Source organism: Agromyces indicus (assembly GCF_031432295.1).
In the GTDB taxonomy this organism is placed as follows: domain Bacteria; phylum Actinomycetota; class Actinomycetes; order Actinomycetales; family Microbacteriaceae; genus Agromyces; species Agromyces indicus.
This window is the reverse complement of record NZ_JAVKGS010000001.1, coordinates 822,659-843,485: the sequence shown is the minus strand read 5'-3', so window position 1 is coordinate 843,485 and position 20,827 is coordinate 822,659. Positions and strand designations below refer to the sequence as shown.

Below are 20,827 nucleotides of genomic sequence, written 5' to 3'. Positions count from 1 at the left end.
GCGTCAGAGCGCGTCGACGGCGGCGGCCTCGGCGGCGAGGCCCGCGCGGTAGCGGTCGAGGTAGGCGGCGAAGCCGGCGACATCCGCCGGGTCGGGCTCGACGGTGGTGACGTCGGCGCCGGTGAAGACGTGCTCGTCGAGGTACCGGCCGAGGTCGACGTCGTCCGCGGCGCCGAGGTACGACGCGAGCACCGCGATGCCCCACGCCCCGCCCTCGGAGGCGGTCTCGCCGACGGCGACGGGCGCGTCGAGCGCACCGGCGAGCAGGCGCTGCGCGACGCCCGCGGTGCGGAAGATGCCGCCGTGCGCATACATGCGGTCGAGTTCGACGCCCTCGCCGTCGAGCACGCGCATCCCCAGCGCGAGCGTGCCGAACACGCCGTACAGCTGGGCGCGCATCAGGTTCGCGAGCGTGAGGCGGCTGTCGGGCGTGCGGACGACCATCGGCCGACCCTCGGCGAGGCCCGCGACGGGCTCGCCGGCGAGGTGGTTGTAGGCGAGCAGGCCGCCGGCATCCGCTTCGCCATCGAGCGCCTCGCGGAACAGCACCTCGAACACGGCGTCCGTCGAGAGCCCGGCTCCGGCCGCCTCGGCGAACCGGCCGAACACGCCCGCCCACGCGGCGAGCTCGCTCGCGCCGTTGTTGCAGTGCACCATCGCGACCGGGTCGCCCGCGGGCGTCGTCACGACGTCGATCTCGTGGTGCGCGCTCGCGAGCGGCCGCTCGAGCACGACCATCGCGAAGATGCTCGTGCCCGCGCTGACGTTCCCGGTGCGCGGGCGCACGGCGTTCGTCGCGACCATGCCCGTGCCGGCGTCGCCCTCCGGAGGGCAGAGCGGCACGCCGGCCTGCAGCGCCCCGGACGGGTCGAGCAGCGCGGCCCCATCGGCGGTGAGCCGACCGGCCTCGCGACCGGCGGGCAGCACCTCGGGCAGCAGGTCCGCGGCCCGCAGGCCGGGTGCGCGCTCGGCGACGAGCCCGTCGAACGCCTCGATCAGGCGGGCGTCGTACCCGGCGCCGTCAGCGTCGACGGGGAACATGCCCGACGCGTCGCCCACACCCAGCACGTCGCGACCAGTGAGCAGCCGGTGCACGTACCCGGCGAGGGTCGTGAACGAACGGATGGCGGACACGTGCGGCTCCTCGTCGATCACCGCCTGGTACAGGTGGGCGATCGACCAGCGCTGCGGGATGTTGAACCCGAACCGCTCGCTGAGCTCGGCCGCGGCCGGACCCGTCGACGTGTTCCGCCACGTGCGGAACGGCACGAGCAGCTCACCGTCGGCATCGAACGCGAGGTAGCCGTGCATCATCGCCGAGACGCCCATCGCACCGAACGTCGTCGGCGTCACGTCGTACCGCCGCTGCACGTCGGCGACCAGGTCGGCGTAGGCGGCCTGCAGGCCCGCCCGGATGTCGTCGAGGGTGTACGTCCACACCCGGTCGACGAACCGGTTCTCCCACTCGTGGCTGCCCACGGCGAGCACCTGCGTCGGGTCCTCCCCCACGAGGCACGCCTTGATGCGGGTCGAACCGAGCTCGATGCCGAGCGACGTGCGCCCCTCGACGATCGCGGCCGCAGCGGCCCGCGCGTCGGCCGGCACGCCGTCCGGCCGGGTGGTGGTGGTCATTCCCCCGGGTGTCCTCTCCGGTTCCGTGCGAGGGGCGGATGCCACGCGGCATCCGCCCCTCGTCTCCGGCTGCGCGAACGGGCTCAGCGCCCGCCCGACCGCCGCTTGTTGTAGACGTCGAACGCGACCGCGAGCAGCAGCACCAGGCCCTTCACGGCCTGCTGCCACTCGATGCCGATGCCCATGATCGACATGCCGTTGTTCAGCACGCCGATGATGAGACCACCGATGATCGCGCCGCCGATCGTGCCGACGCCGCCCTGGACGGCCGCGCCGCCGATGAACGCCGCCGAGATCGCCTCGAGCTCGAAGCCGTCACCGGCCTTCGGACCGGCGAGGTTCAGGCGCGCCGTGAAGATGAGGCCGGCGAGCGCCGCCAGCAGGCCCATGTTCACGAACAGGAGGAAGTCGACCCGGCGGGTCTTGATGCCCGACAGCTCGGCCGCGTGGCGGTTGCCGCCGATCGCGTAGATGTGTCGCCCGAAGACCGTGCGGTTCATGATGACGCTGTAGACCAGCACGAGGAAGCCGAGCACGATGAGGGTGATCGGGATGCCCTTGTACGAGGCCAGCGAGTAGGCGAAGAACAGAATCGCCGCGCCGATGAGCACGAGCTTCGTGATGAACCACGCGATGGGCTCGACGTCCTGGCCGTACTTCTGGCGGCCGCGGCGCGTGCGCACCTGCTGCACGACGAGGATCACGATGGCGAGGATGCCGATGCCGAGCGTCAGCGGGTCGATCTCGAACTCGCCGAACACGTCGGTCACGAAGCCGTTGCCGAGCGCGCGGTACTCGGCCGGGAACGAGCCGATGTTGGCGTTGCCGAGGACCACGAGCGCGAGACCGCGGAAGATGAGCATGCCCGCCAACGTCACGATGAACGCCGGGATGCCGACGTAGGCGATCCAGAAGCCCTGCCAGACGCCGACGAGGGCGCCGATGCCGAGCGACAGGATGATCGCCAGCCACCACGGCAGGCCCCATTGCACCGCGAACACGCCCGACACGGCGCCGATGAACGCGGCGACCGAACCGACCGACAGGTCGATGTGGCCGGCGATGATCACCATCACCATGCCGATGGCGAGCACGAGGATGTACCCGTTCTGCACGACGAGGTTCGAGATGTTCTGCGGGCGGAGCAGGATGCCGTCGGTGAGCACGGCGAACAGCACGACCACCGCGATCAGCGCGATGAAGATGCCGTTCTTGCCGAGGTCGGCGAGCACGTGGCTGAGTCGGTCGGTGAACTTGTTCTCGACGGGGTTGACCTGTGCCCCGACGGCCTGCGACTCCTGCGTCGGAGTCGGGTTGGGATTCGACATGGTGTCTCCTGGTTTCGATCCGCGAGCGTCGGGCTAGCGGGGCTTTTCCATGGTCATGAGCTTGAGCATCGACTCGGGCGTGGCCTCGTCGACGGGGAGTTCGCCCGTGATGCGCCCCTCGGAGAGCGCGTACAGGCGGTCGCAGATGCCGAGCAGCTCGGGCAGTTCCGAGGAGATGACGATGATGCCCTTGCCGGCCGCGGCGAGCTTGTTGATGATCGTGTAGATCTCGTACTTCGCGCCGACGTCGATGCCGCGCGTGGGCTCGTCGAGGATGAGGACGTCGGGGTCGGAGTAGATCCACTTCGACAGCACGACCTTCTGCTGGTTGCCGCCGGAGAGCTTGCCGGTCTTCACCAGGACGTTCGGCGCCTTGATGTTCATCGACTTGCGGTACTCGTTGGCGACCGCGTACTCCTCGTTGTCGTGCACGAGGCCGTACTTCTCGAGCTTGCGCAGCGACGCCATCGAGATGTTCCGCTTGATGTCCTCGATGAGGTTCAGGCCGTAGGTCTTGCGGTCCTCGGTCGCGTAGGCGATGCCGTTCTCGATCGCCTCGGCCACCGTGCGGGTCTTGATCTCCTTGCCGCGCAGGTACACCTTGCCGGAGATCTTCGAGCCGTAGGAGTGGCCGAACAGGCTCATCGCGAATTCGGTGCGGCCGGCGCCCATGAGCCCGGCGATGCCGACGATCTCGCCCGCGCGCACGTGCAGGTTGACGTTGTCGACCATGACGCGCGAGGTGTCCTGCGGGTGGTGCGCGGTCCAGTCCTCGACGCGCAGCAGCTCCTCGCCGATGTGCGGCGTGTGGTCGGGGTAGCGGTGCTCGAGGTCGCGACCCACCATGTCCTTGATGATGCGGTCCTCGGTGACATCCTGCTTGGCGATCGTCTCGATCGTCTTGCCGTCGCGGATGACGGTGACGGTGTCGGCGACCTTCTTGATCTCGTTCAGCTTGTGGCTGATGATGATCGACGTGATGCCCTGCCCCTTGAGGTGCAGGATCAGGTCGAGCAGGTGGTCGGAGTCCTCGTCGTTCAGGGCGGCCGTCGGCTCGTCGAGGATGAGCAGCTTCACGCGCTTGGACAGCGCCTTCGCGATCTCGACGAGCTGCTGCTTGCCGACGCCGATCTCGCGGATCTTCGTGGTCGGGTTCTCCTTCAGGCCCACCCGGGCGAGGAGCTTCGACGCCTCGAAGTTGGTCTTGTTCCAGTCGATGAGGCCGCCGGCGCCCTTCTGCTCGTTGTTGAGGAAGATGTTCTCGGCGATCGACAGGTAGGGGCTGAGCGCGAGCTCCTGGTGGATGATCACGATGCCCTTGGCCTCGGAGTCGGTGAGGTCCTTGAACTCGACCGTCTCGCCCTCGAAGACGATCTCGCCGTCGTAGGTGCCGTGCGGGTACACCCCCGAGAGCACCTTCATCAGGGTCGACTTGCCGGCCCCGTTCTCGCCGCAGATGGCGTGCACCTCGCCGCGCTCGACCGCGAGGTTGACGTTCGCGAGGGCCTTCACGCCCGGGAACGTCTTCGTGATGCCGCGCATCTCGAGAATGTGGTTGGTCATCCTTGCTCCTGCTCCATTGCCGGTGCACCGTCCGGTGCGACGGATGCCGCGGCCGGGACCTGAGGCGAGGGTACTCCCGCCTCAGGTCCCGACACGCGGTGTCCGGTCATGCGGTTCGGCTCAGCGGCGAATCAGCCGTTGATTTCCTCTTCGGTCCAGTAGCCCGAGTCGACCAGGACCTCGGTGATGTTGTCCTTGACGACGATCACCGGGTCGAGGAGGTACGACGGCACGACCTTCACGCCGTTGTCGTAGTCCTCGGTGTTGTTGACCTCGGGCTCCTCGCCCTCGAGCAGCGCGGTCGCCATGTCCACGGCCACGGTCGCGAGCTCGCGCGTGTCCTTGAAGATGGTCGCGTACTGCTCGCCGGCGTTGATCGCCTTGACCGAGTCGAGCTCGGCGTCCTGGCCGGAGATGATCGGCCACTCCTCGCCCGTCGAGTAGCCGGCACCCTCGAGCGCCGAGATGATGCCGCGCGAGATGCCGTCGTACGGCGAGAGCACCGCGTCGACCTGCGAGCCGTCGGAGTAGTTCGCCGTGAGGATGTCCTCCATGCGGCTCTGGGCGGTCTCGCCGTCCCAGCGGAGCGTGGCGACCTGCTCGATGTCGGTCTGGCCCGACTTCACGACGAGCGTGCCGTCGTCGATCAGCGGCTGGAGCTCGTTCATCGCGCCGTCGAAGAAGAAGAACGCGTTGTTGTCGTCAAGCGAACCGGCGAACAGCTCGATGTTGAACGGACCCTCGGGCGCGCCCTCGATCGGGGTGCCGTCGAGCTCGGTGAGGCCGAGGCCGTTGAGCACCGACCACGCCTGCTGCTGGCCGACGACGAAGTTGTCGAACGAGGCGTAGTAGTCGACGTTCTCGGAGTCGCGGATGAGGCGGTCGTACGAGATGACGGGGATCTCGGCGTCGGCCGCGGTCTGCAGCACCTCGGAGAGCGTGGTGCCGTCGATGGCCGCGATGATCAGGGCCTCAGCGCCCTTGGTGATCATGTTCTCGACCTGCGAGACCTGGGTGGGGATGTCGTCCTCGGCGTACTGGAGGTCGACCTTGAAGCCCTGCTCCTCGAGCTGCTCCTTGACGGAATCGCCGTCCTGGATCCAGCGCTCGGAGCTCTTGGTGGGCATCGCGACGCCGATGAGGCCGCCGTCGCCGCCGCCTTCGCCCCCGCCGCCGCCGGCGCCGCCCGAGCACGCGGCGAGCGCGAGCATCGAACCGGCCGCCATCGTGGCGAGGAGCACCTTCTTCGTGCTGTTCACGGTGTGTCCTTTCACTGTGTGGTCATGGACGTCGTCGTCTTGGTGACGGTTTCGGAACCCGGCCTCGTCCATGACGACCGGCTTCCCTGCGGCATCCGTTCGGGACCACGGGTGCCGCAAGCTCTGTTCAGTTGGGGACGGCACGGCGGGTGTCGGATGACTGGCCGTACACGTTCTGGTACCGGTCGTACAACCGGTCGATGGCCTCCTGCGGGATCGGGATGAGCTCGCCGGCCTCGCGCGCGAGGTGCACGGTGCGCGCGACGTCCTCGACCATGACGGCGGCCTTCACCGCGTCCTTCGCGTTCGCGCCGATGGTGAAGGGGCCGTGGTTCTGCATCAGCACCGCGCGGGAGCGGTGGCCGGAGAGCGTCTCGACGATGCCGCGGCCGATCGAGTCGTCGCCGATGATGGCGAACGGGCCGATGGGGATCGGGCCGCCGAACTCGTCGGCCATGGCCGTGATGACGCAGGGGATCTCCTCGCCGCGCGCCGCCCAGGCGGTCGCGTAGGTGGAGTGGGTGTGCACGACGCCGCCTACCTCGGGCATGTTGCGGTACACGTAGGCGTGCGCGGCGGTGTCGCTCGACGGGCTGCGGTCGCTGCCGGGGGTGCCGGCGATCACGGTGCCGTCGAGGTCGCAGAGGATCATGTTCTCGGGCGCGAGGTCGTCGTACGAGACGCCCGAGGGCTTGATGACGAACAGGTCGGCGCCGGGCACGCGGCCCGACACGTTGCCGCCGGTCCACACCACCAGACCGTAGCGGGTCAGCTCGCCGTGGAGCCGGGCGACCTCGGCCCGCACGCGCGCGATCGCGACCTCGATCTGCGGGCCGAAGCTGGTCACGCGAGACTCCCTCGTCGGTGGTGCGGTCGCCGGGCGGCGGTGGACTCGAACCATGCGACGGCTGATGTGACCGTTCACATGGCGCGTCACATGTTAGCCACACGATCGCGGACCGTGTCAACTGACCGATGGTCACGGAACGGTAACGCCGTGCGATCGCTCAGAATGCGGGAGCCCCGACCGAGTCGCGCACGATGAGCTCGGGCTCGATCGTGCCGCGGTACTCCGGCGCGCTCGAGTCGAGGTCGCCGAGGAGGAGTGCCACGCACCGCCGGCCGACCTCGGGGAAGTCCTGGCGCACCGTCGTGAGCGGCGGCCAGAAGTGCGCCGCCTCCGGGATGTCGTCGAAGCCGACGATGGACACGTCGCGCGGGATCTCGAGGCCCGCGTCGCGGACGGCGTGCATGACGCCGAGGGCCATCTGGTCGTTCGACGCGAAGATCGCGGTGAAGTCGCGCACGGTCAGGAGCTCGCGCCCCGCGTGGAAGCCGAACTCGGCCGTCCAGTCGCCGAGGATCGGCGCCGTCGTCGGCACGTCGTTGGCGCCCATCTCGTCGAGGAACCCGCGCATGCGGGCCTCGGCCTCGATCCAGTCCTGCGGGCCCGCGAGGTGGTAGATCATCCGGTGTCCGCGGTCGATCAGGTGCCGCGTGGCCTTGCGGGCGCCCGCGATCTGGTCGACGGACAGGGTGTGCTCGGGGTCGCGACCCGTGGACTGGAGCGTCACGTAGGGCACGTCGATCGAGAGCTCGGCGAGCGTGTCGAACACGCGCACCTGCGGCGCGATCACCACGAGCCCCTCGATGCCCTGGGCCCGCAGGTGCGCGAGTCCGTCGGCGATCGAGCCCGCGTCGGACGACTCGATGTTCGCCGTGCTCACCCAGTACCCGGACTCGCGCGCGGCCGCCTCGATGGCGGCGATGCTCGACGCCGGGCCGTAGTGGGTGCTCGACGCCGACAGGATCCCGATCGTGCGCGACCGGCTCGTGACGAGGGCCCGGGCCGCGCGGTTGGGCTTGTACTGCAGTTCGGCCATCACGTCGAGGACGCGCTGCTTCGTCTCGGGACGGATGCTCGGATGCTGGTTCAGCACCCGCGAGACGGTCTGGTGCGAGACGCCGGCAAGTCGCGCGACATCCCGGATGCTGGGGGCGCGGACGCGAGTCGGCTCCTGCGGCGGCTCTGACACGGTGACCTCGGGATCGATCTCGGCATGTTCACGGTCACACATGCCGGCGAGACCATTATGCACATCCCCGCGCGGAATGTGACCGTCACAATGTGACGGTCACATGAACTCTGCCCTACGCGGCTGCGGGACGGACCCGCGAGGCGAGCGCCACCCCGACGACGGCGATGGCGACGGTCACCACGAACTCCGCCGTGAAGGCCCCGCCGACCACCGAGCTCGCGACGAGCGCCGTCACCGCGAGCGCCACCGCGGCACCGAGCGACTCGCCGATCGTGAGCGCCGCGCTGTTGAAGCCTTGGGCCGCCTTCGGCGAGAGCTCGAGGACCGACACCGAGAAGCGCGGGTACATGAATCCCATGCCTGCACCGGCCGCCGTCCATGCGACGAACGCGATGATCGGCGAGAGCCCGAGCATGGCGACGAGCAGCACGACGACGAGCGCCGCGGCCAGGACGCCGGTGCCGATGCGCACCGCGTCGACGTTCGAGACCCGGTCGCCGAGCCGCCCCTGCAGCCACGACGCCGTCGCCCACGACAACCCCGCGCCCGTGAGCACCGCGCCCGCGAGGCCCGGCGAGAAGTCGTATCGGTCGATGAGCAGGTACGGCAGGTAGATCTCGGTGCCGAAGAACGCTCCGGCCACCACCGTGCGCATCAGCACCGTCGCCGGCATGCCGCGGGCGGCGCGCAGCGTGCCCACGGGGAACAGCGGCCGCACCGCGACGACCGTCAGCGCGATCGAACCGAGGGCGACGACCCAGCGCCACGGGTCGGCGAGCTCGGTCGACAGGCTCACCCCGAGCGCCGCCGTCGCCGCCAGCACCGACCAGGCGAGCCGGCTGCGGCTCCACGGCACGCTCGGATCGCCCGCGACGAGCTCGCGCACGCGCAGGAGCGGCACGAGCATCATGGCGCCCGCCGGCAGCACGAGCCCGATCACCCCGAGGAACACCCACCGCCAGTCGAGCTGCTCGGCGAGGAACCCGGCGATCGCGGGACCGATGATCGACGGGATCACCCACGCCGCCGCGAAGCCGGCGAACACGCGGGCGCGCACCGACTCGGGATAGACGCGCGCGACGATGACATAGAGCGGCACGATGACCGCGGCCCCGCCGATGCCGTGCACGAGCCGGCCGAGCACGAGGATCGGCATCGTCGGCGCGAGACCGGCGATCACGAGCCCGATCACGAAGAGGGCGCCCGCCGCGAGCAGCGGAGCGAGCGGACCGGAACGGTCGGTCCAGTTGCCGGCGACGACCATGCCGACGACGCCGGCCGCGAGCGGCACCGAGAAGGCGAGCGCATACAGGCTCTGCCCGTCGAGGTCGGCCGCGACGAGCGGCATGACGGTCGTCACCGCGAGCACCTCGAACGCCGCGAGGAAGATCAGGGCGAACATGCCGAGCGACAGCCACCGCCAGGGACGAGCGAGCGGCCCGCCGACGGGCTCGGTCTCGATCGGGGCGGTGGTGGAGCGTTCGGTCACTTGATCGAGCCTACGACGGCCCCGCGACATCCGCCCCGCCGGCGACGGTCGCCGAGCGTCGAGATGCTGCCGAGCTAGAGCTCCTCGTGCTCGTCCGGGTCGGCGCCCCAGAGGCGCCCCCGCTCGAGGCCCGAGATCGCGTCGACCTCGGCGTCGTCGAGCTCGATGTCGAAGACGTCGAGGTTCTCGCGTCGACGCGCGGCATCCGACGACTTCGGGATCGGCACCGCGCCGAGCGCCAGGTGCCAGGCCAGCACGACCTGGGCGGGCGTCGCCTCGTGCGCCGCGGCGATCTCGGCGAGCACCGGCTCGCCCAGAAGCTCGGTGCGCTTGGCGAGCGGGCTCCAGCTCTCGGTGCGGATCGAGTGCTCGGCGTGGTACGCCCGGAGCTCGGTCTGCGGGAAGTACGGGTGCAGCTCCACCTGGTTCACCACCGGGAGCAGCCCCGTCTCCTGCGCGAGCCGGTCGAGCATGGCGGGCGTGAAGTTCGACACCCCGATCGAGCGGACGACGCCGCGCTCCTTGAGCTTGATCATCGAACGCCAGCTGTCGACGTACCGGTCGCGCTTCGGGTTCGGCCAGTGGATCAGGTAGAGGTCGACCCAGTCGAGGTCGAGCCGCCGGCGCGACTGCTCGAAGCTCGCGAGGGTCTCCTCGAGCCCGTGGTGCCGGCCGGGCAGCTTCGTCGTGACGAACAGGTCGCTGCGGTCGACGTCGGTGCGGCGGATGGCCTCGGCCACCACCTCTTCATTGCCGTAGTTGTACGCGGTGTCGATCAGCCGGTAGCCGTCGTCGATCGCGGAGACGATCGCCTCGACCCCCGCCTGGTCGTTCAGCCCGTACGTTCCGAGGCCGATCGCGGGGATCGTGTTGCCGTCGGCGAGCGCGTACGCATGGGCGGTCATGGGGAACATCCTCACCCGGAACCACCCGCCGATGCCAGCCGCCGCGCCCGATCCCCAGCGCTTCGGCAGCGATCGGCGGCGTGGTCAGCGGACGGCGACAGGGCCGCGTGGCGCGCGGACCCGCCGCACGACGGTGACGACGACGGATGCCGCGGCGAGCGCGAGCGGCACGTACAGGTTCTGCCACGCGAGCACGAGCAGCCCCGCTGAGAGCACGGTCGCGACGACCGCAAGCCACCAGCCCACCGACCAGCGCCGGAGCAGGAGGGTCGCGGCGAGCATGCCCGCGGCGTAGATCGCGACCATGTTGCTCGTGTGGATGAGGATGAACGGCGCGAGGTCGAGTTCGAGCACGAGCGCGAAGCCGAAGTAGACCGCCATGAGCGTGCCGGTGAGCACGAGCGCGCGGCGCGGGACGGCGCCGTCCTCGGCACCCTTGGCGAAGAAGCGCGGCAGGTCCCCGTCGCGTCCGAGCGCCGCGCCGAGCTTGCCGAACGCGGGCAGGTAGGCGTTCAGCACGCCGACCGTGACGATCGCGGCGACGATCGCGACGAGCACCGGTCCGATGCCGGGCACGGTCGTGGCGACGAGGTCGACGAGCGGGACCTGGCCGTCGCCGGCCCGCTCGCCGAGGACGCCGACGGTGACGACCTGCAGCGCGAGGTAGCCGACGCCGACGATGACGATGGCGATCGCGGTGGCGATGGGGATGGTGCGGCGCGGGTCGCGGAACTCCCCCGCGATGTGCGTGCCGACCTCCCAGCCCGCGAACGCCCACACGAAGAGGCTGATCGCGGTGCCGACGCCCGCCCAGCCGTTCGGCAGGAACGGCGTGAAGTTCGACGGCTCGACCGCGGGGAACGTCGCCGCGACGACGCCGATGACCACGGCGAGCAGGAGGCCCGTGAGCGCGAACTGGACCCAGCCGGCCACGCGCACGCCGAACCAGTTGGCGAGGTAGGGCGGCACGTACACGGCGAGGGCGATGACGGGCACGGCGGCGCGGTCGACGCCGAGCACGGCGACGACGTACTCGCCGCCGAGGATCGCGACGACGGGCGCGCCGACGCACACGCCGAAGAAGAACCAGTACCCGGTCATGCGCGCGGCCGTGGCGCCGAGGGCGCGGCGCACGTAGCTGGCGACGCCGCCGGCGTCGGGGAAGCGGGAGGCGAGCGCGGCGAAAGTGCCCGCGAGCGGGATCGACAGCAGGAGCACGGCGGCGACCGCGACGATCGAGGCGGGGCCGGCGGCTTCGGCGGCGAGGCCGGGCAGCACGAGGATCCCGGTGCCGAGGACGCTCGCCACGTACAGTGCGGTGCCCTGCCCGAGACCGAGGCGGCCCCGGTGCACGGGGCCGGCGGTGACGTCGACGGATGCCGCGGCATCCAGCGTTCTCGTACTCACCCGTTCATCGTGCCGGATGCCGCCGACGCCGCGCGCTGGCAGGCCTGACACCCTTGCGCGAGATCCTGCCAACGGTGGTGGGCGGTCTCGGTACGCGGCTCCGCCGCCACTCGACCAGCGACGTCAGAGCCGGGCCAGCGCCTGGTCGATGTCGGCGAGCAGGTCGTCGACGTCCTCGATGCCGACCGAGAGGCGCACGATCGACTCGGGCACCTCCGCCTCGGTGCCCTTCACCGACGCGTGCGTCATCTCGGACGGGTAGTTCACGAGCGACTCGACGCCGCCGAGCGACTCGGCGAGCGTGAACAGCTCGGTCGACTCCGCGAACCGGCGCGCCGCCTCGCCGCCGCCGGCGAGGTCGATCGAGACCATGCCGCCGAACCCTGACATCTGCCGTGCCGCCAACTCGTGCCCGGGGTGCGACGGCAGGCCCGGGTACAGGACGCGCGCGATGCCCGCGTGCTCCGAGAGCCGCTCGGCGATCGCCTGCGCATTTCGGCTGTGCCGCTCCATCCGGATGCCGAGGGTCTTGATGCCGCGCGTCGTGAGGAACGCGTCGAACGGGCTCGACACGGCACCCGCGGCGAACTGGGTGAACCCGACGCGCTCCGCGAGCTCCTCCTGGCCGGCCGCGAACACGAGGCCGCCGCCGACCACGTCGGAGTGGCCGCCGAGGTACTTCGTGGTCGAGTGGATGACCACGCCCGCCCCGAGCGACAGCGGCTGCTGCAGCGCCGGGCTCGCGAAGGTGTTGTCGACCACGACGAGCACGCCCGCCTCGTCGCCGAGCTCGGCGAGCGCCGCGACATCCGAGATCTTCATGAGGGGGTTCGACGGCGTCTCGACCCACAGCACCTTGGTGGTGCCGAGCTCGATCGCCGCCCGCACCGCGTCGAGGTCGCTCGTGTCGACGGTGGTGTGCCGCACGCCCCAGTCGCCGAAGATGCGGCGGATGAGCCGGTGGGTGCCGCCGTAGACGTCGTTGCCGATGACGACGTGGTCGCCGGGCTTCAGGGCGGTGCGCAGCAGCGCATCCTCCGCGGCGAGCCCGGAGGCGAACGACAGGCCGCGGATGCCCCCCTCGAGGGCCGCGAGCTGCGTCTCGAGCGCGGTGCGGGTCGGGTTGCCGCCGCGCGAGTACTCGTACCCGCCGCGGAGCCCGCCGATGCCGTCCTGCGCGTAGGTCGAGGTGACGTGGATGGGCGGGATCACCGCGCCCGTCGTCGGGTCGAAGTCCTGCCCGGCGTGCACCGCGCGGGTGTCGAAGCGTGCGTCGCTGTTCATCTGGGGTCCTTACGAGGAGAGGTACGAGAGCAGGTCGGTGCGCGAGATGACGCCGAGCGCCTTGCCGCCGTCGGTGACGAGCATCGCGGGCGCGGTGCCGAACGCCTGGCGCGCGGTCGCGACGGGCTCGTTCACGCCGATGAGCGGCAGCGGCTCCCCCACGACGGTGGACACCTCGTCGGTGAGCTTCGCGCGGCCGGAGAAGACCTGCTCGAGCAGCTCCTCCTCGTGCAGGGCGCCGACGACCTCGCCGAGCACCACGGGCGGCTCGGCGGCGAGCACGACGAGCTGAGAGACGCCGGCCTGCGTCATCCGGTCGATCGCCTCGCGAACCGTGTCGTTCGGGTGCACGTAGACGAGCGGTGCCGTGCGATCGGCCTTGGCCGACAGGATGTCGCGGATCGTGTGCCCCGCGGGCGCGTTGCCGAAGCCGTACGCGCGCATCCACTTGTCGTTGAAGATCTTGCCGAGGTAGCCGCGACCCGAGTCGGGCAGGAGCACCACGAACACGTCGTCGGCCGTGACCTCGGGCCGGGCCGCGGCCTTCAGCGCCGCGACGACGGCCATGCCGCTCGACCCGCCGACGAGGATGCCCTCCTCGCGCGCGAGGCGCCGGGTCATCTCGAACGACTCGGCGTCTGAGGCCGCGATGATCTCGTGCGGCACGCTCGGGTCGTACGCGCTCGGCCAGAAGTCCTCGCCGACGCCCTCGACGAAGTACGGCCGGCCCGTGCCGCCCGAGTACACCGATCCCTCCGGGTCGGCGCCGATGATCCGCACCCGGTCGCCGGAGACCTCGCGCAGGTACCGGCCCGTGCCGGTGATCGTGCCGCCCGTGCCGACGCCCGCGACGAAGTGGGTGATGGTGCCGTCGGTGTCGCGCCAGATCTCGGGGCCGGTCGTCTCGTAGTGCGACCGCGGCCCGTTCGGGTTCGAGTACTGGTCGGGCTTGAACGCGCCCGGGATCTCGCGCGCGAGCCGGTCGGAGACGCCGTAGTACGACTCCGGGCTGTCGGGCGCGACTGCGGTCGGCGTCACGACGACCTCGGCGCCGTACGCCGTGAGGACGTTGCGCTTGTCCTCCGAGACCTTGTCGGGGCAGACGAAGATGCACTGGTAGCCGCGCTGCTGCGCGACCAGGGCGAGCCCGACGCCGGTGTTGCCGGACGTCGGCTCGACGATCGTGCCGCCGGGCTTCAGCTTGCCCTCGCGCTCGGCCGCGTCGATGATGCGGGCCGCGATGCGGTCCTTCGAGGAGCCGCCGGGGTTCAGGTACTCGAGTTTCACGAGCACCGTTGCGGGGGTCACCCCCTCGGTCACGTGGTTGAGCTTGACGAGGGGCGTGTCGCCCACGAGGTCGGTGATGTGCTGCGCGTACTTCATGCCGGTGTTCTGTCCTTGGTGTGGATGGGCGTCGAGCGGCGCCGATCGGCGCGCGACGCGAGGAAAGGGGTCGCCTGCCTAGCGACGACAGCAACACCGGGGCGAGAAGCTCACCCGGCAAGCCTAGCGGGTGACGGATGCCGCGTGGCAGGCCCGGCTCGCGGCATCCGTCGACGCGCTCTCTGGTGTTCTCCCAGTCCCATGCGTTTGGATGTTGGGTGATCCCCGTCAGGAAAGGCCACCCGTGACCACGCCCCCGCCCGGAAAGAAGCTCACCGTCAAGCAGCAGCGCGCAGCGGAGCGCGAACGCAAGCTCGAGGAGTTCAAGAAGCGCGAGGCGCGCATGAAGCGCAATCGCCGGATCGCCATCGGGGCGTCGCTCGCCGCCGGTCTCGCGATCGTCGCGCTCATCGTCACGACCGTCGTGCTCACGCCGCAGCGCCCGAGCTACACCGCCGGCGGTGAGGGCGTCGAGATCGACGGCGTCGAGACGTTCCAGAACGCGTCCGAGCACGTCGAGGGCGTCGTCGACTACGAGCAGACCCCGCCCGCGGGCGGTCAGCACAACCCGGCCTGGCTGAACTGCGGCATCTACGAGGAGCCCGTCCCGAACGAGAACGCCGTGCACTCCCTCGAGCACGGCGCGATCTGGGTGACCTACGACGCCGAGGCGCTCTCCGAGAGCGAGCTCGAGACGCTGCGCTCGAAGCTGCCCGGCACGTACGTGATCCTCTCGCCGTTCGAGGGCCTGCCCTCGCCCATCGTGCTCAGCGGATGGAACGTGCAGCTGCAGGTCGACGAGGCCGACGACCCGCGCATCGGCGAGTTCCTCGAGGAGTACTGGCAGAGCCAGAACGTGCCCGAGCCGGGCGCGCTGTGCACGGGCGCCATCGACGGCCCCGGCAAGGTGTCGTGACCGACCGCTCCACCGACACGCGGTCGAACGGCGGGGTCGGCCGCTGGGTGATCGTGCTCGCGGCATCCGTGGCGCTCGTCGTCGTGGCCGCCGTCGCGTTCTCGATCGGCCGGCTGTCGACGCTCGGCGACCCGACGCCCGCCAACGCGAGTGCCGAGGCCGGCTTCGCGCGCGACATGCAGGTGCACCACCAGCAGGGCGTCGAGCTCGCGATGATCGTGCGCGATGCGACCGACGACGAGGCCACCCGGCTGCTCGCGTACGACATCGCCACGGCGCAGGCGCAGCAGTCCGGCCAGATGTACGGCTGGCTCGCCGAGTGGGGCCTGCCCCAGGCCGGGCCCGAGCCGTCGATGACGTGGATGACGCGGCCCGCCGCCGACGGCTCGCACGACGACCACGGCTCGGCAGACGGCGACGGCCCGGCCCACGAGCCGGGCGAGCCGATGCCGGGCCTCGCGACCCCGGAGCAGATCGAGGAGCTCCGCTCGCTCGAGGGCGTCGAGGCCGAGCGCGCCTTCCTCGAGCTCATGATCGCCCACCACCGCGGCGCGGTGGAGATGGCCGAGGCCGTGCTCGCCCGGTCCTCCTACCCGGTGGTCGTCTCGCTCGCCGAGTCGATCGTTCGCAGCCAGGAGTCGGAGATCCGCCTCATGGAGGACATGCTCGCGGCGCGGTCGTAGCCCCGACTCAGCGGAAGTACTCGGGCCGGCTCACGGCCGTGTCGGAGACGAACATCACGCCCGATCCCGCCTCGAGCACCGGTCGGAGCCCGTCGACGAGCGTCTGCGCGCGGTCGGCCGGGACGACGGTGATGAGCAGCGTGAGCGCATCGCGGTCGTTGAAGAGCATCCGCCCGCCGTGGGCGCCGTGGTGACCGAAGCCCGACACCCCGCCGAGCGCGGTGTAGCCCGTCGCGCCGATCGAGCGCATCAGCGCGGTCACGGCGTCCACCTCAGCGGTGGGGATGACGAGTTCGATCTTGGTCATGGGCGTGAGGCCGTCGATGGTCATGGGTGCTCCTCGGCGTGGACGGGTCGGGCGGGTCGGGGTTCGGTTCGTGCGGCGGGGTGCTCGGCGACCTCGCCGATGCCCTCGCGGGTCCAGCCGAGCGGCCCGTAGCGCAGCCACGGGTGGCGTTCGCCGGAGCGCACGCGGAGCGCGATCCAGCCGCCCTCGAGGAGGCCGCGGACGAGGCTCGAGCGGTCGACGATCTCGCACACGCGCGCGACCGGCGCCTGCACGAACACCTGCAGCCGGACGGGCTCGTGGACCGCGCGGCGCCCCACGCCGACCGACTGCCAGGGCAGACCGGTCCGCAGGTCGCCGCCGTAGCCGGCCTGCACCGCGAGGTCGCCGACGACGTTGGCGAGCGGCTTCGGCCCGGCGCCCCAGCGGTCGGGGTCCACCGTCGAGGCGAGGTACTGCGCGTTGATCCATTGCGCGACGATCATGGGCGCGGTGAGGATCGTCTCGAGCGCGGCGCCGTCGGGGTCGGCGTCGGGCTCGTAGCTGTGCAGGAAGGTCCGGCGGCCGAGGTCCATCCGACGCGTGGCGCGACGAGGTGCGACGATGAGCGCGGCGTTGCCGGCGAGGCCCCACTCGGGGTACGCCTCCGACCAGTCGGCGGCGCGCCGCTCGGCGTCGCCCGCGAGCGCGTCGGCTTCGTCGCCAGCGGATGCCGCGTCGGGAGCGCCCGGCAGGGTGGCGAGCCGTTCCCGCAGCGAGGCGGCTCGCGCTGCCGCCAGCAGCTCGTCGCACCGCGCCAGGTCGGCCAGGTGCGAGGCGGGGACCGACCACGGCTCGCACGTCGTGACGCGGTCGGTGACCGTGTCGTGCTCGACGGCGACGAACACGGTGTCCTCCGGCACCCGGATGCCGCGGGCGGCGAGGCCCGCGCGCGTGCCGGGGTCGTTGAGGATCGCGGCGGCGGCGCGCGCGTTGCTGCCGCCCGGGTGCCCGCCGCAGGCCCCGCAGTGCAGCGCCGACGCGAACGGGTTGTTGACGGTCGCGGCGCCGTGGCCGGCGAGCAGCACGAGCCGGGCGAACCCGTCGACGAGGCCCATCATCCGCAGCGCGGCCTCGGCGTAGGCGATCCGCTCGTCGAGCGCGAAGACGGCGTCGGCGTCGGCACGCGTGGCCGGCCGGGCGGCACTGCCGCGCCAGGCCTCGACGAGGCGGCTCCAGCCGACCGGGGCCGCGGTGCGGGCCGCGGCAGCGAGGCCCATGGGCCAGCCCGCGGTCTCGGCGAGCGCGTACGGGGCGAGCGTGGAGTCCTTCGTGCGCGCGACCACCGCGGAGGCGGCGGAGCGGGCGCGGACGCCGTCGAGGTATCGGGCGGCGCCGGCCGAGTCGGCGGCGAGCTCGGTGACGTCGCGCCGCGGTTCGAGCAGGACCGGGCAGGCGGCGGCGGGCGGGGCCCCGTCGAGGTCGTGCCAGCGCATGGCGACGGCGAAGAACCCGGCGAACCCGAGCGTCTCGACGACGACGCCGCTCCGGTCGGCCTCGCGCTCGAGCGCGCGACGCAGGCCCTCGGACCGCGGGTCGATGCAGAACACCGCCTGCGCGAGCGGCCGCGGCGACGGCTCGGCGTCGCGGTCGGGGGCGCGGTCGTCGTCGCGCTCGTCCGCCGCGCGGACGCGAGGCGGGGCGAGGGTGCGCGCGGCGCTGCGATCGAGCGCCTCCTGCCAGATCGTGGTGCGCTCCTCGGGAGGCACGAGCGAGAGCACGCGCCCGACGGTCGAGCGCGCGGTCGCGTCGTCGCGGTCGAGGCCCAGGCGGTCGAGGACCGCGTCCACCCGTCGGGCCTCCGCCGCCGCCGGGTCGCCGGCACCGCCGCGGGACTCGGGGCGCGTCGGCAGCCCGGCGTGGGTCGCGGGCAGGAGCAGCCGCTCGTACGTCGCCCGCACGGCGACGAGGTCCACGAGGTCGATCGCGCGTCCGACGCTCGCGGCGTGGGCGACGTGGCCGGCGAGTCCGGGCAGCGCGGTCAGGTGCGCACGCAGGAACCGGTCCGCGTCGTCGCCGAGCAGCCGCCAGTGCGCGAGCGCATCGGCGATCGCGTCCTCGGGGTGCACCGCGAGTCGACGGATGCCGCGGCGCACGCGCCGGGGAACCCACGGATCGCGCGCCGCGAGCCGCTGCCAGGCGGGCCAGAACGCCTCGTGGCGCATCGGCGACCAGGTGCTGCTGCCGCTGCCGAGGTAGGCGGTGACCCACCGCAGCACGAGGTCGTCGACCCGTGCCGCGACGCGGGCGTCGGCCGTCTCCGCGGGCGTCGCGAGCTGCCGCTCGGGCGCCGGCGCGGGCGGCGCCGCGACGAGGTCGGCGAGCAGGATGTCGGCGACGGCGAGGCCGTGCCGGCCGGGGCTCGGCGACCGCCGCTCGCGGTCGCGGGCCTCGGTGACGTGGCGCTCGAGGGCGCCGCGGAGGTCGGCGTCGTCGATGCCGCCGTCGCGGTGGCGGCTGCGGAACCCGGGCTCGTCGAGGGTGAGCCGGGTGCCGTGCTCGGTCGCGACCCGCGCGGCCGCCTCGTCGAAGCTCCAGCGCTCGTACCCCGCGAGCGGGTTGCGGGCGATGAAGGCCGTGAGCGGTCGATGCGGGGCGACGACGCGGTCGGCGGCGGCCACCATGCCGCGGAGCACGGCGCGCCGCGCAGCGGGATTCGGCTCGCCGTCGACGCGGGCGGTCGGCGGGGTCGCGGGGCTGATCTCGGGCTGGTCGGTCATGGACGGCTCCCGTACTCGGAGGGGACGGCGGATGCGGGCCGGCGGCGGTCCGCCGGCGGAAGGGGCGGGCGCGCCCAGCCGAGCGCGAACCCGTACAGGGCGGCCGCCGCCCGGCTGCGGCGCAGGGCGAACGCGAGGAGCGCGAGCACCGCGGCGACGGCGGGCACCACGGGCCACGGCAGGGCGCCGCCGGGGGCGTCGAGGGCGAGCCAGTCGCCGAACGCGTGGGTGACGAGCACGTAGGCGACGCCCACTCCGGCGGCCGCGGCGGCCAGCGCCCAGGCCACGCCGGGACGTCCAGCGAGCCCGCCGAGCGCGCCGCCGGCGGCGACGGCCACGGCGAGGACGGTGAAGAGCAGCATGGCCGCCGAGGCGGCGGTCGCGCCGCCGAGTGCGAGCGCCGCAGCGACCGGCGCCAGCGCGGCGACGGCGACGGCGCCGAACCGGACGGCGGGGTGCAGCGGCCCGGAGGGGGCCGGCGCGCCATCCGTCGTCTCGGGCTTGGGCACGACCGTGCCGGAGCCGAGGAACAGCGCCGCCTTGAAGAGCCCGTGGGCCATGACGTGGAAGATCGCGAGGTACCAGGCGCCGATCGCGCAGGCGAGGAGCATGAAGCCCATCTGCGCCGCCGTCGAGTGCACGAGCCGGCCCTTGACGTCGGGACGCGTGAGCATCGCCGTGCCCGCGATCGCGACCGTGGTCGCGCCGGCGGCGCCCGCCACGAGGCCCGCGACGGGGCTCGGCAGGTCGGCCGTGCGGAGCAGGAGGACGGCGCCCGCGTTGACGAAGCCCGCGTGCAGCAGCGCGGACACGGGAGTGGGCGCCGCGAGCGAGGCGGGGAGCCAGCCGTGGAAGGGGACGGCCGCGGCGCGGGAGATCGCGGCGAGCGCCACGCCCGCGCCGGCCAGCGCGGCGGTGGCCGGGGCCGCGTCGGCGAGCCCGCCGAGCGCGGATGCACCGACGTCGAGCCGGACGGCGACGACCGCCAGCCACAGGCCCGCGTCCCCCACCAGGAGCGCGACGGCGGCGCGACGACGGGCGATGCGCGCCTGCCCCCAGTCGCCCGCGTGGCCGAGGAGCGCGATCACGACGACCGTGCCGGCGGTCCACGCGAGGGCGATGGCGACGAGGTCGGCGGCGGACGCGACGAGACCGGAGGCGAGGGCGAGCCACGCGGCGAGCGCCGCGAAGCGCCCGGCGGCGGGGTCGCCGCGGAGGTTGGCGCGCGCGAAGCCGAGCACGAGCGCGGTGACGGCCAGCACGAACACGACGAGCACGGCGCCGACGCGGTCGCTGTCGCGCAGCGTCGCGTCGACGAGCGCGGCGAGGGCGACGAGCGCGGCGGCGATGCCGCCGCGCAGGGCGATGCGGGCCGCGGTCGCCGGGCGGCGGATGGCGGCGCTCGTCGCGATCGCGGTGGCCGCCTGGACGGCGAGGGCGGCGATGAGGAGGAGCGACATGCGAAGCAGATTACCGGCGTTGTTCTTCGCATGTCAAACTATTCCGGTCTTTTGTTTCTGGTTATGGCGAGCGGGGTAGCATGGGCGCATGAGCGGATGGACGTTCCTCACCAACCACGCCCACGTGCTCATCTGCCTCGCCCGCGACCCCGAGATCCGCGTCCGCGACATCGCCGACGCCGTCGGCATCACCGAGCGCACGGCGCAGGGCATCATCACCGACCTCGTCGACGCGGGCTACGTGCACCGCGAGAAGGACGGGCGGCGCAACCGCTACGAGACGGTCGACGAGCTGCCCCTCCGGCACCCCATCGAGTCCGACCACCGCATCGGCGAACTCCTGGAGGTGCTCGCCGCCACCCGGACCGACTCGAGCGCCGACACCGGGCCACGGGCCGGCTGATCACCCGCCCCGGCCCGCTCGGCGCGCCCGC

At 72.2% G+C, this 20,827-nt stretch carries 17 protein-coding genes; 3 read left to right on the top strand and 14 right to left on the bottom strand.

The genetic code is table 11. The features are described 5' to 3' along the window. Positions 1-3: 3 nt before the first annotated feature. The 11 genes from RH861_RS04025 to RH861_RS03975 form a co-directional block, all read right to left on the bottom strand. Positions 4-1,632 carry a xylulokinase gene (locus RH861_RS04025; RefSeq protein ID WP_310519855.1) on the bottom strand — a complete coding sequence of 543 codons (1,629 nt, stop codon included), beginning with the start codon at positions 1,630-1,632 and terminating at the stop codon, positions 4-6. 83 nt (positions 1,633-1,715) lie between these two features. Continuing rightward, positions 1,716-2,960, bottom strand: coding sequence for a multiple monosaccharide ABC transporter permease (gene mmsB / locus RH861_RS04020; protein ID WP_067950645.1), 1,245 nt, complete (start codon positions 2,958-2,960; stop codon positions 1,716-1,718). A 33-nt stretch (positions 2,961-2,993) separates the two neighbouring features. Then, entirely contained in the window at positions 2,994-4,523 is a 1,530-nt protein-coding gene (mmsA, locus tag RH861_RS04015; protein WP_310519854.1) for a multiple monosaccharide ABC transporter ATP-binding protein, read from the bottom strand. Between the two features lie 131 nt (positions 4,524-4,654). After that, on the bottom strand, positions 4,655-5,749 hold the full coding sequence (chvE, locus tag RH861_RS04010) for a multiple monosaccharide ABC transporter substrate-binding protein (RefSeq protein ID WP_310520279.1): 1,095 nt from the start codon (positions 5,747-5,749) through the stop codon (positions 4,655-4,657). A gap of 160 nt (positions 5,750-5,909) precedes the next feature. After that, positions 5,910-6,683 (bottom strand): L-ribulose-5-phosphate 4-epimerase, encoded by a 774-nt coding sequence (locus RH861_RS04005; RefSeq protein WP_374760945.1) that lies wholly within the window; start codon positions 6,681-6,683, stop codon positions 5,910-5,912. A gap of 106 nt (positions 6,684-6,789) precedes the next feature. After that, the gene (locus tag RH861_RS04000) at positions 6,790-7,860 is read right to left on the bottom strand and encodes a LacI family DNA-binding transcriptional regulator (RefSeq protein ID WP_310519852.1); all 1,071 of its coding nucleotides are present in this window, start codon (positions 7,858-7,860) and stop codon (positions 6,790-6,792) included. Positions 7,861-7,933: 73 nt separating this feature from the next. Then, complete coding sequence (locus RH861_RS03995; protein WP_310519851.1) at positions 7,934-9,310, bottom strand: MFS transporter; 1,377 nt, start codon at positions 9,308-9,310, stop codon at positions 7,934-7,936. A 74-nt stretch (positions 9,311-9,384) separates the two neighbouring features. Beyond that, positions 9,385-10,215, bottom strand: coding sequence for an aldo/keto reductase (locus RH861_RS03990; RefSeq protein ID WP_310519850.1), 831 nt, complete (start codon positions 10,213-10,215; stop codon positions 9,385-9,387). A gap of 84 nt (positions 10,216-10,299) precedes the next feature. Continuing rightward, complete coding sequence (locus tag RH861_RS03985) at positions 10,300-11,622, bottom strand: APC family permease (protein WP_310519849.1); 1,323 nt, start codon at positions 11,620-11,622, stop codon at positions 10,300-10,302. Positions 11,623-11,745: 123 nt separating this feature from the next. After that, on the bottom strand, positions 11,746-12,906 hold the full coding sequence (locus RH861_RS03980; RefSeq protein ID WP_310519848.1) for a cystathionine gamma-synthase: 1,161 nt from the start codon (positions 12,904-12,906) through the stop codon (positions 11,746-11,748). Positions 12,907-12,915: 9 nt separating this feature from the next. Continuing rightward, on the bottom strand, positions 12,916-14,289 hold the full coding sequence (locus tag RH861_RS03975) for a cystathionine beta-synthase (protein ID WP_310519847.1): 1,374 nt from the start codon (positions 14,287-14,289) through the stop codon (positions 12,916-12,918). Positions 14,290-14,533: 244 nt separating this feature from the next. Between RH861_RS03975 and RH861_RS03970 the strand changes: the two genes are divergently transcribed. Together RH861_RS03970 and RH861_RS03965 are read left to right on the top strand one after the other, a co-directional pair. Beyond that, positions 14,534-15,205: a thioredoxin-like domain-containing protein gene (locus RH861_RS03970; RefSeq protein ID WP_310519846.1), complete on the top strand. Its 672-nt coding sequence runs from the start codon at positions 14,534-14,536 to the stop codon at positions 15,203-15,205. Further along, entirely contained in the window at positions 15,202-15,888 is a 687-nt protein-coding gene (locus tag RH861_RS03965; RefSeq protein ID WP_310519845.1) for a DUF305 domain-containing protein, read from the top strand. Before RH861_RS03970 ends, RH861_RS03965 begins: the two co-directional genes overlap by 4 nt. A 7-nt stretch (positions 15,889-15,895) precedes the next feature. Here RH861_RS03965 and RH861_RS03960 read toward each other — a convergent pair whose 3' ends face one another. Genes RH861_RS03960 through RH861_RS03950 form a run of 3 tightly spaced genes read right to left on the bottom strand, consistent with a single transcriptional unit; the run spans position 15,896 to position 20,393 of the window. Then, complete coding sequence (locus tag RH861_RS03960; protein WP_067950663.1) at positions 15,896-16,219, bottom strand: P-II family nitrogen regulator; 324 nt, start codon at positions 16,217-16,219, stop codon at positions 15,896-15,898. Then, a complete protein-coding gene (locus tag RH861_RS03955) occupies positions 16,216-18,933 on the bottom strand; it encodes a putative inorganic carbon transporter subunit DabA (RefSeq protein ID WP_310519844.1) in 2,718 nt (905 codons plus the stop codon). Before RH861_RS03955 ends, RH861_RS03960 begins: the two co-directional genes overlap by 4 nt. After that, positions 18,930-20,393, bottom strand: a complete 1,464-nt coding sequence (locus RH861_RS03950; RefSeq protein ID WP_310519843.1) for a proton-conducting transporter transmembrane domain-containing protein — start codon at positions 20,391-20,393, stop codon at positions 18,930-18,932. The genes RH861_RS03955 and RH861_RS03950 overlap by 4 nt, the downstream gene beginning before the upstream one ends. 88 nt (positions 20,394-20,481) lie before the next feature. Between RH861_RS03950 and RH861_RS03945 the strand changes: the two genes are divergently transcribed. Then, positions 20,482-20,796, top strand: a complete 315-nt coding sequence (locus RH861_RS03945; protein WP_067947908.1) for a helix-turn-helix transcriptional regulator — start codon at positions 20,482-20,484, stop codon at positions 20,794-20,796. The last annotated feature ends 31 nt before the right edge of the window (positions 20,797-20,827 follow it).

Excerpts from the sequence above, each read along its gene's own strand:
- RH861_RS03975 (WP_310519847.1), bottom strand. The coding sequence starts at position 14,289 with ATGAAGTACGCGCAGCACATCACCGACCTCGTGGGCGACACGCCCCTC.
- RH861_RS03950 (WP_310519843.1), bottom strand. The coding sequence starts at position 20,393 with ATGTCGCTCCTCCTCATCGCCGCCCTCGCCGTCCAGGCGGCCACCGCG.
- mmsA (WP_310519854.1), bottom strand. The coding sequence starts at position 4,523 with ATGACCAACCACATTCTCGAGATGCGCGGCATCACGAAGACGTTCCCG.
- chvE (WP_310520279.1), bottom strand. The coding sequence starts at position 5,749 with ATGGCGGCCGGTTCGATGCTCGCGCTCGCCGCGTGCTCGGGCGGCGCC.
- RH861_RS04025 (WP_310519855.1), bottom strand. The coding sequence starts at position 1,632 with ATGACCACCACCACCCGGCCGGACGGCGTGCCGGCCGACGCGCGGGCC.
- RH861_RS03945 (WP_067947908.1), top strand. The coding sequence starts at position 20,482 with ATGAGCGGATGGACGTTCCTCACCAACCACGCCCACGTGCTCATCTGC.
- RH861_RS03960 (WP_067950663.1), bottom strand. The coding sequence starts at position 16,219 with ATGACCATCGACGGCCTCACGCCCATGACCAAGATCGAACTCGTCATC.
- mmsB (WP_067950645.1), bottom strand. The coding sequence starts at position 2,960 with ATGTCGAATCCCAACCCGACTCCGACGCAGGAGTCGCAGGCCGTCGGG.
- RH861_RS04000 (WP_310519852.1), bottom strand. The coding sequence starts at position 7,860 with ATGTGTGACCGTGAACATGCCGAGATCGATCCCGAGGTCACCGTGTCA.
- RH861_RS03990 (WP_310519850.1), bottom strand. The coding sequence starts at position 10,215 with ATGACCGCCCATGCGTACGCGCTCGCCGACGGCAACACGATCCCCGCG.
- RH861_RS03980 (WP_310519848.1), bottom strand. The coding sequence starts at position 12,906 with ATGAACAGCGACGCACGCTTCGACACCCGCGCGGTGCACGCCGGGCAG.
- RH861_RS04005 (WP_374760945.1), bottom strand. The coding sequence starts at position 6,683 with ATGGTTCGAGTCCACCGCCGCCCGGCGACCGCACCACCGACGAGGGAG.
- RH861_RS03955 (WP_310519844.1), bottom strand. The coding sequence starts at position 18,933 with ATGACCGACCAGCCCGAGATCAGCCCCGCGACCCCGCCGACCGCCCGC.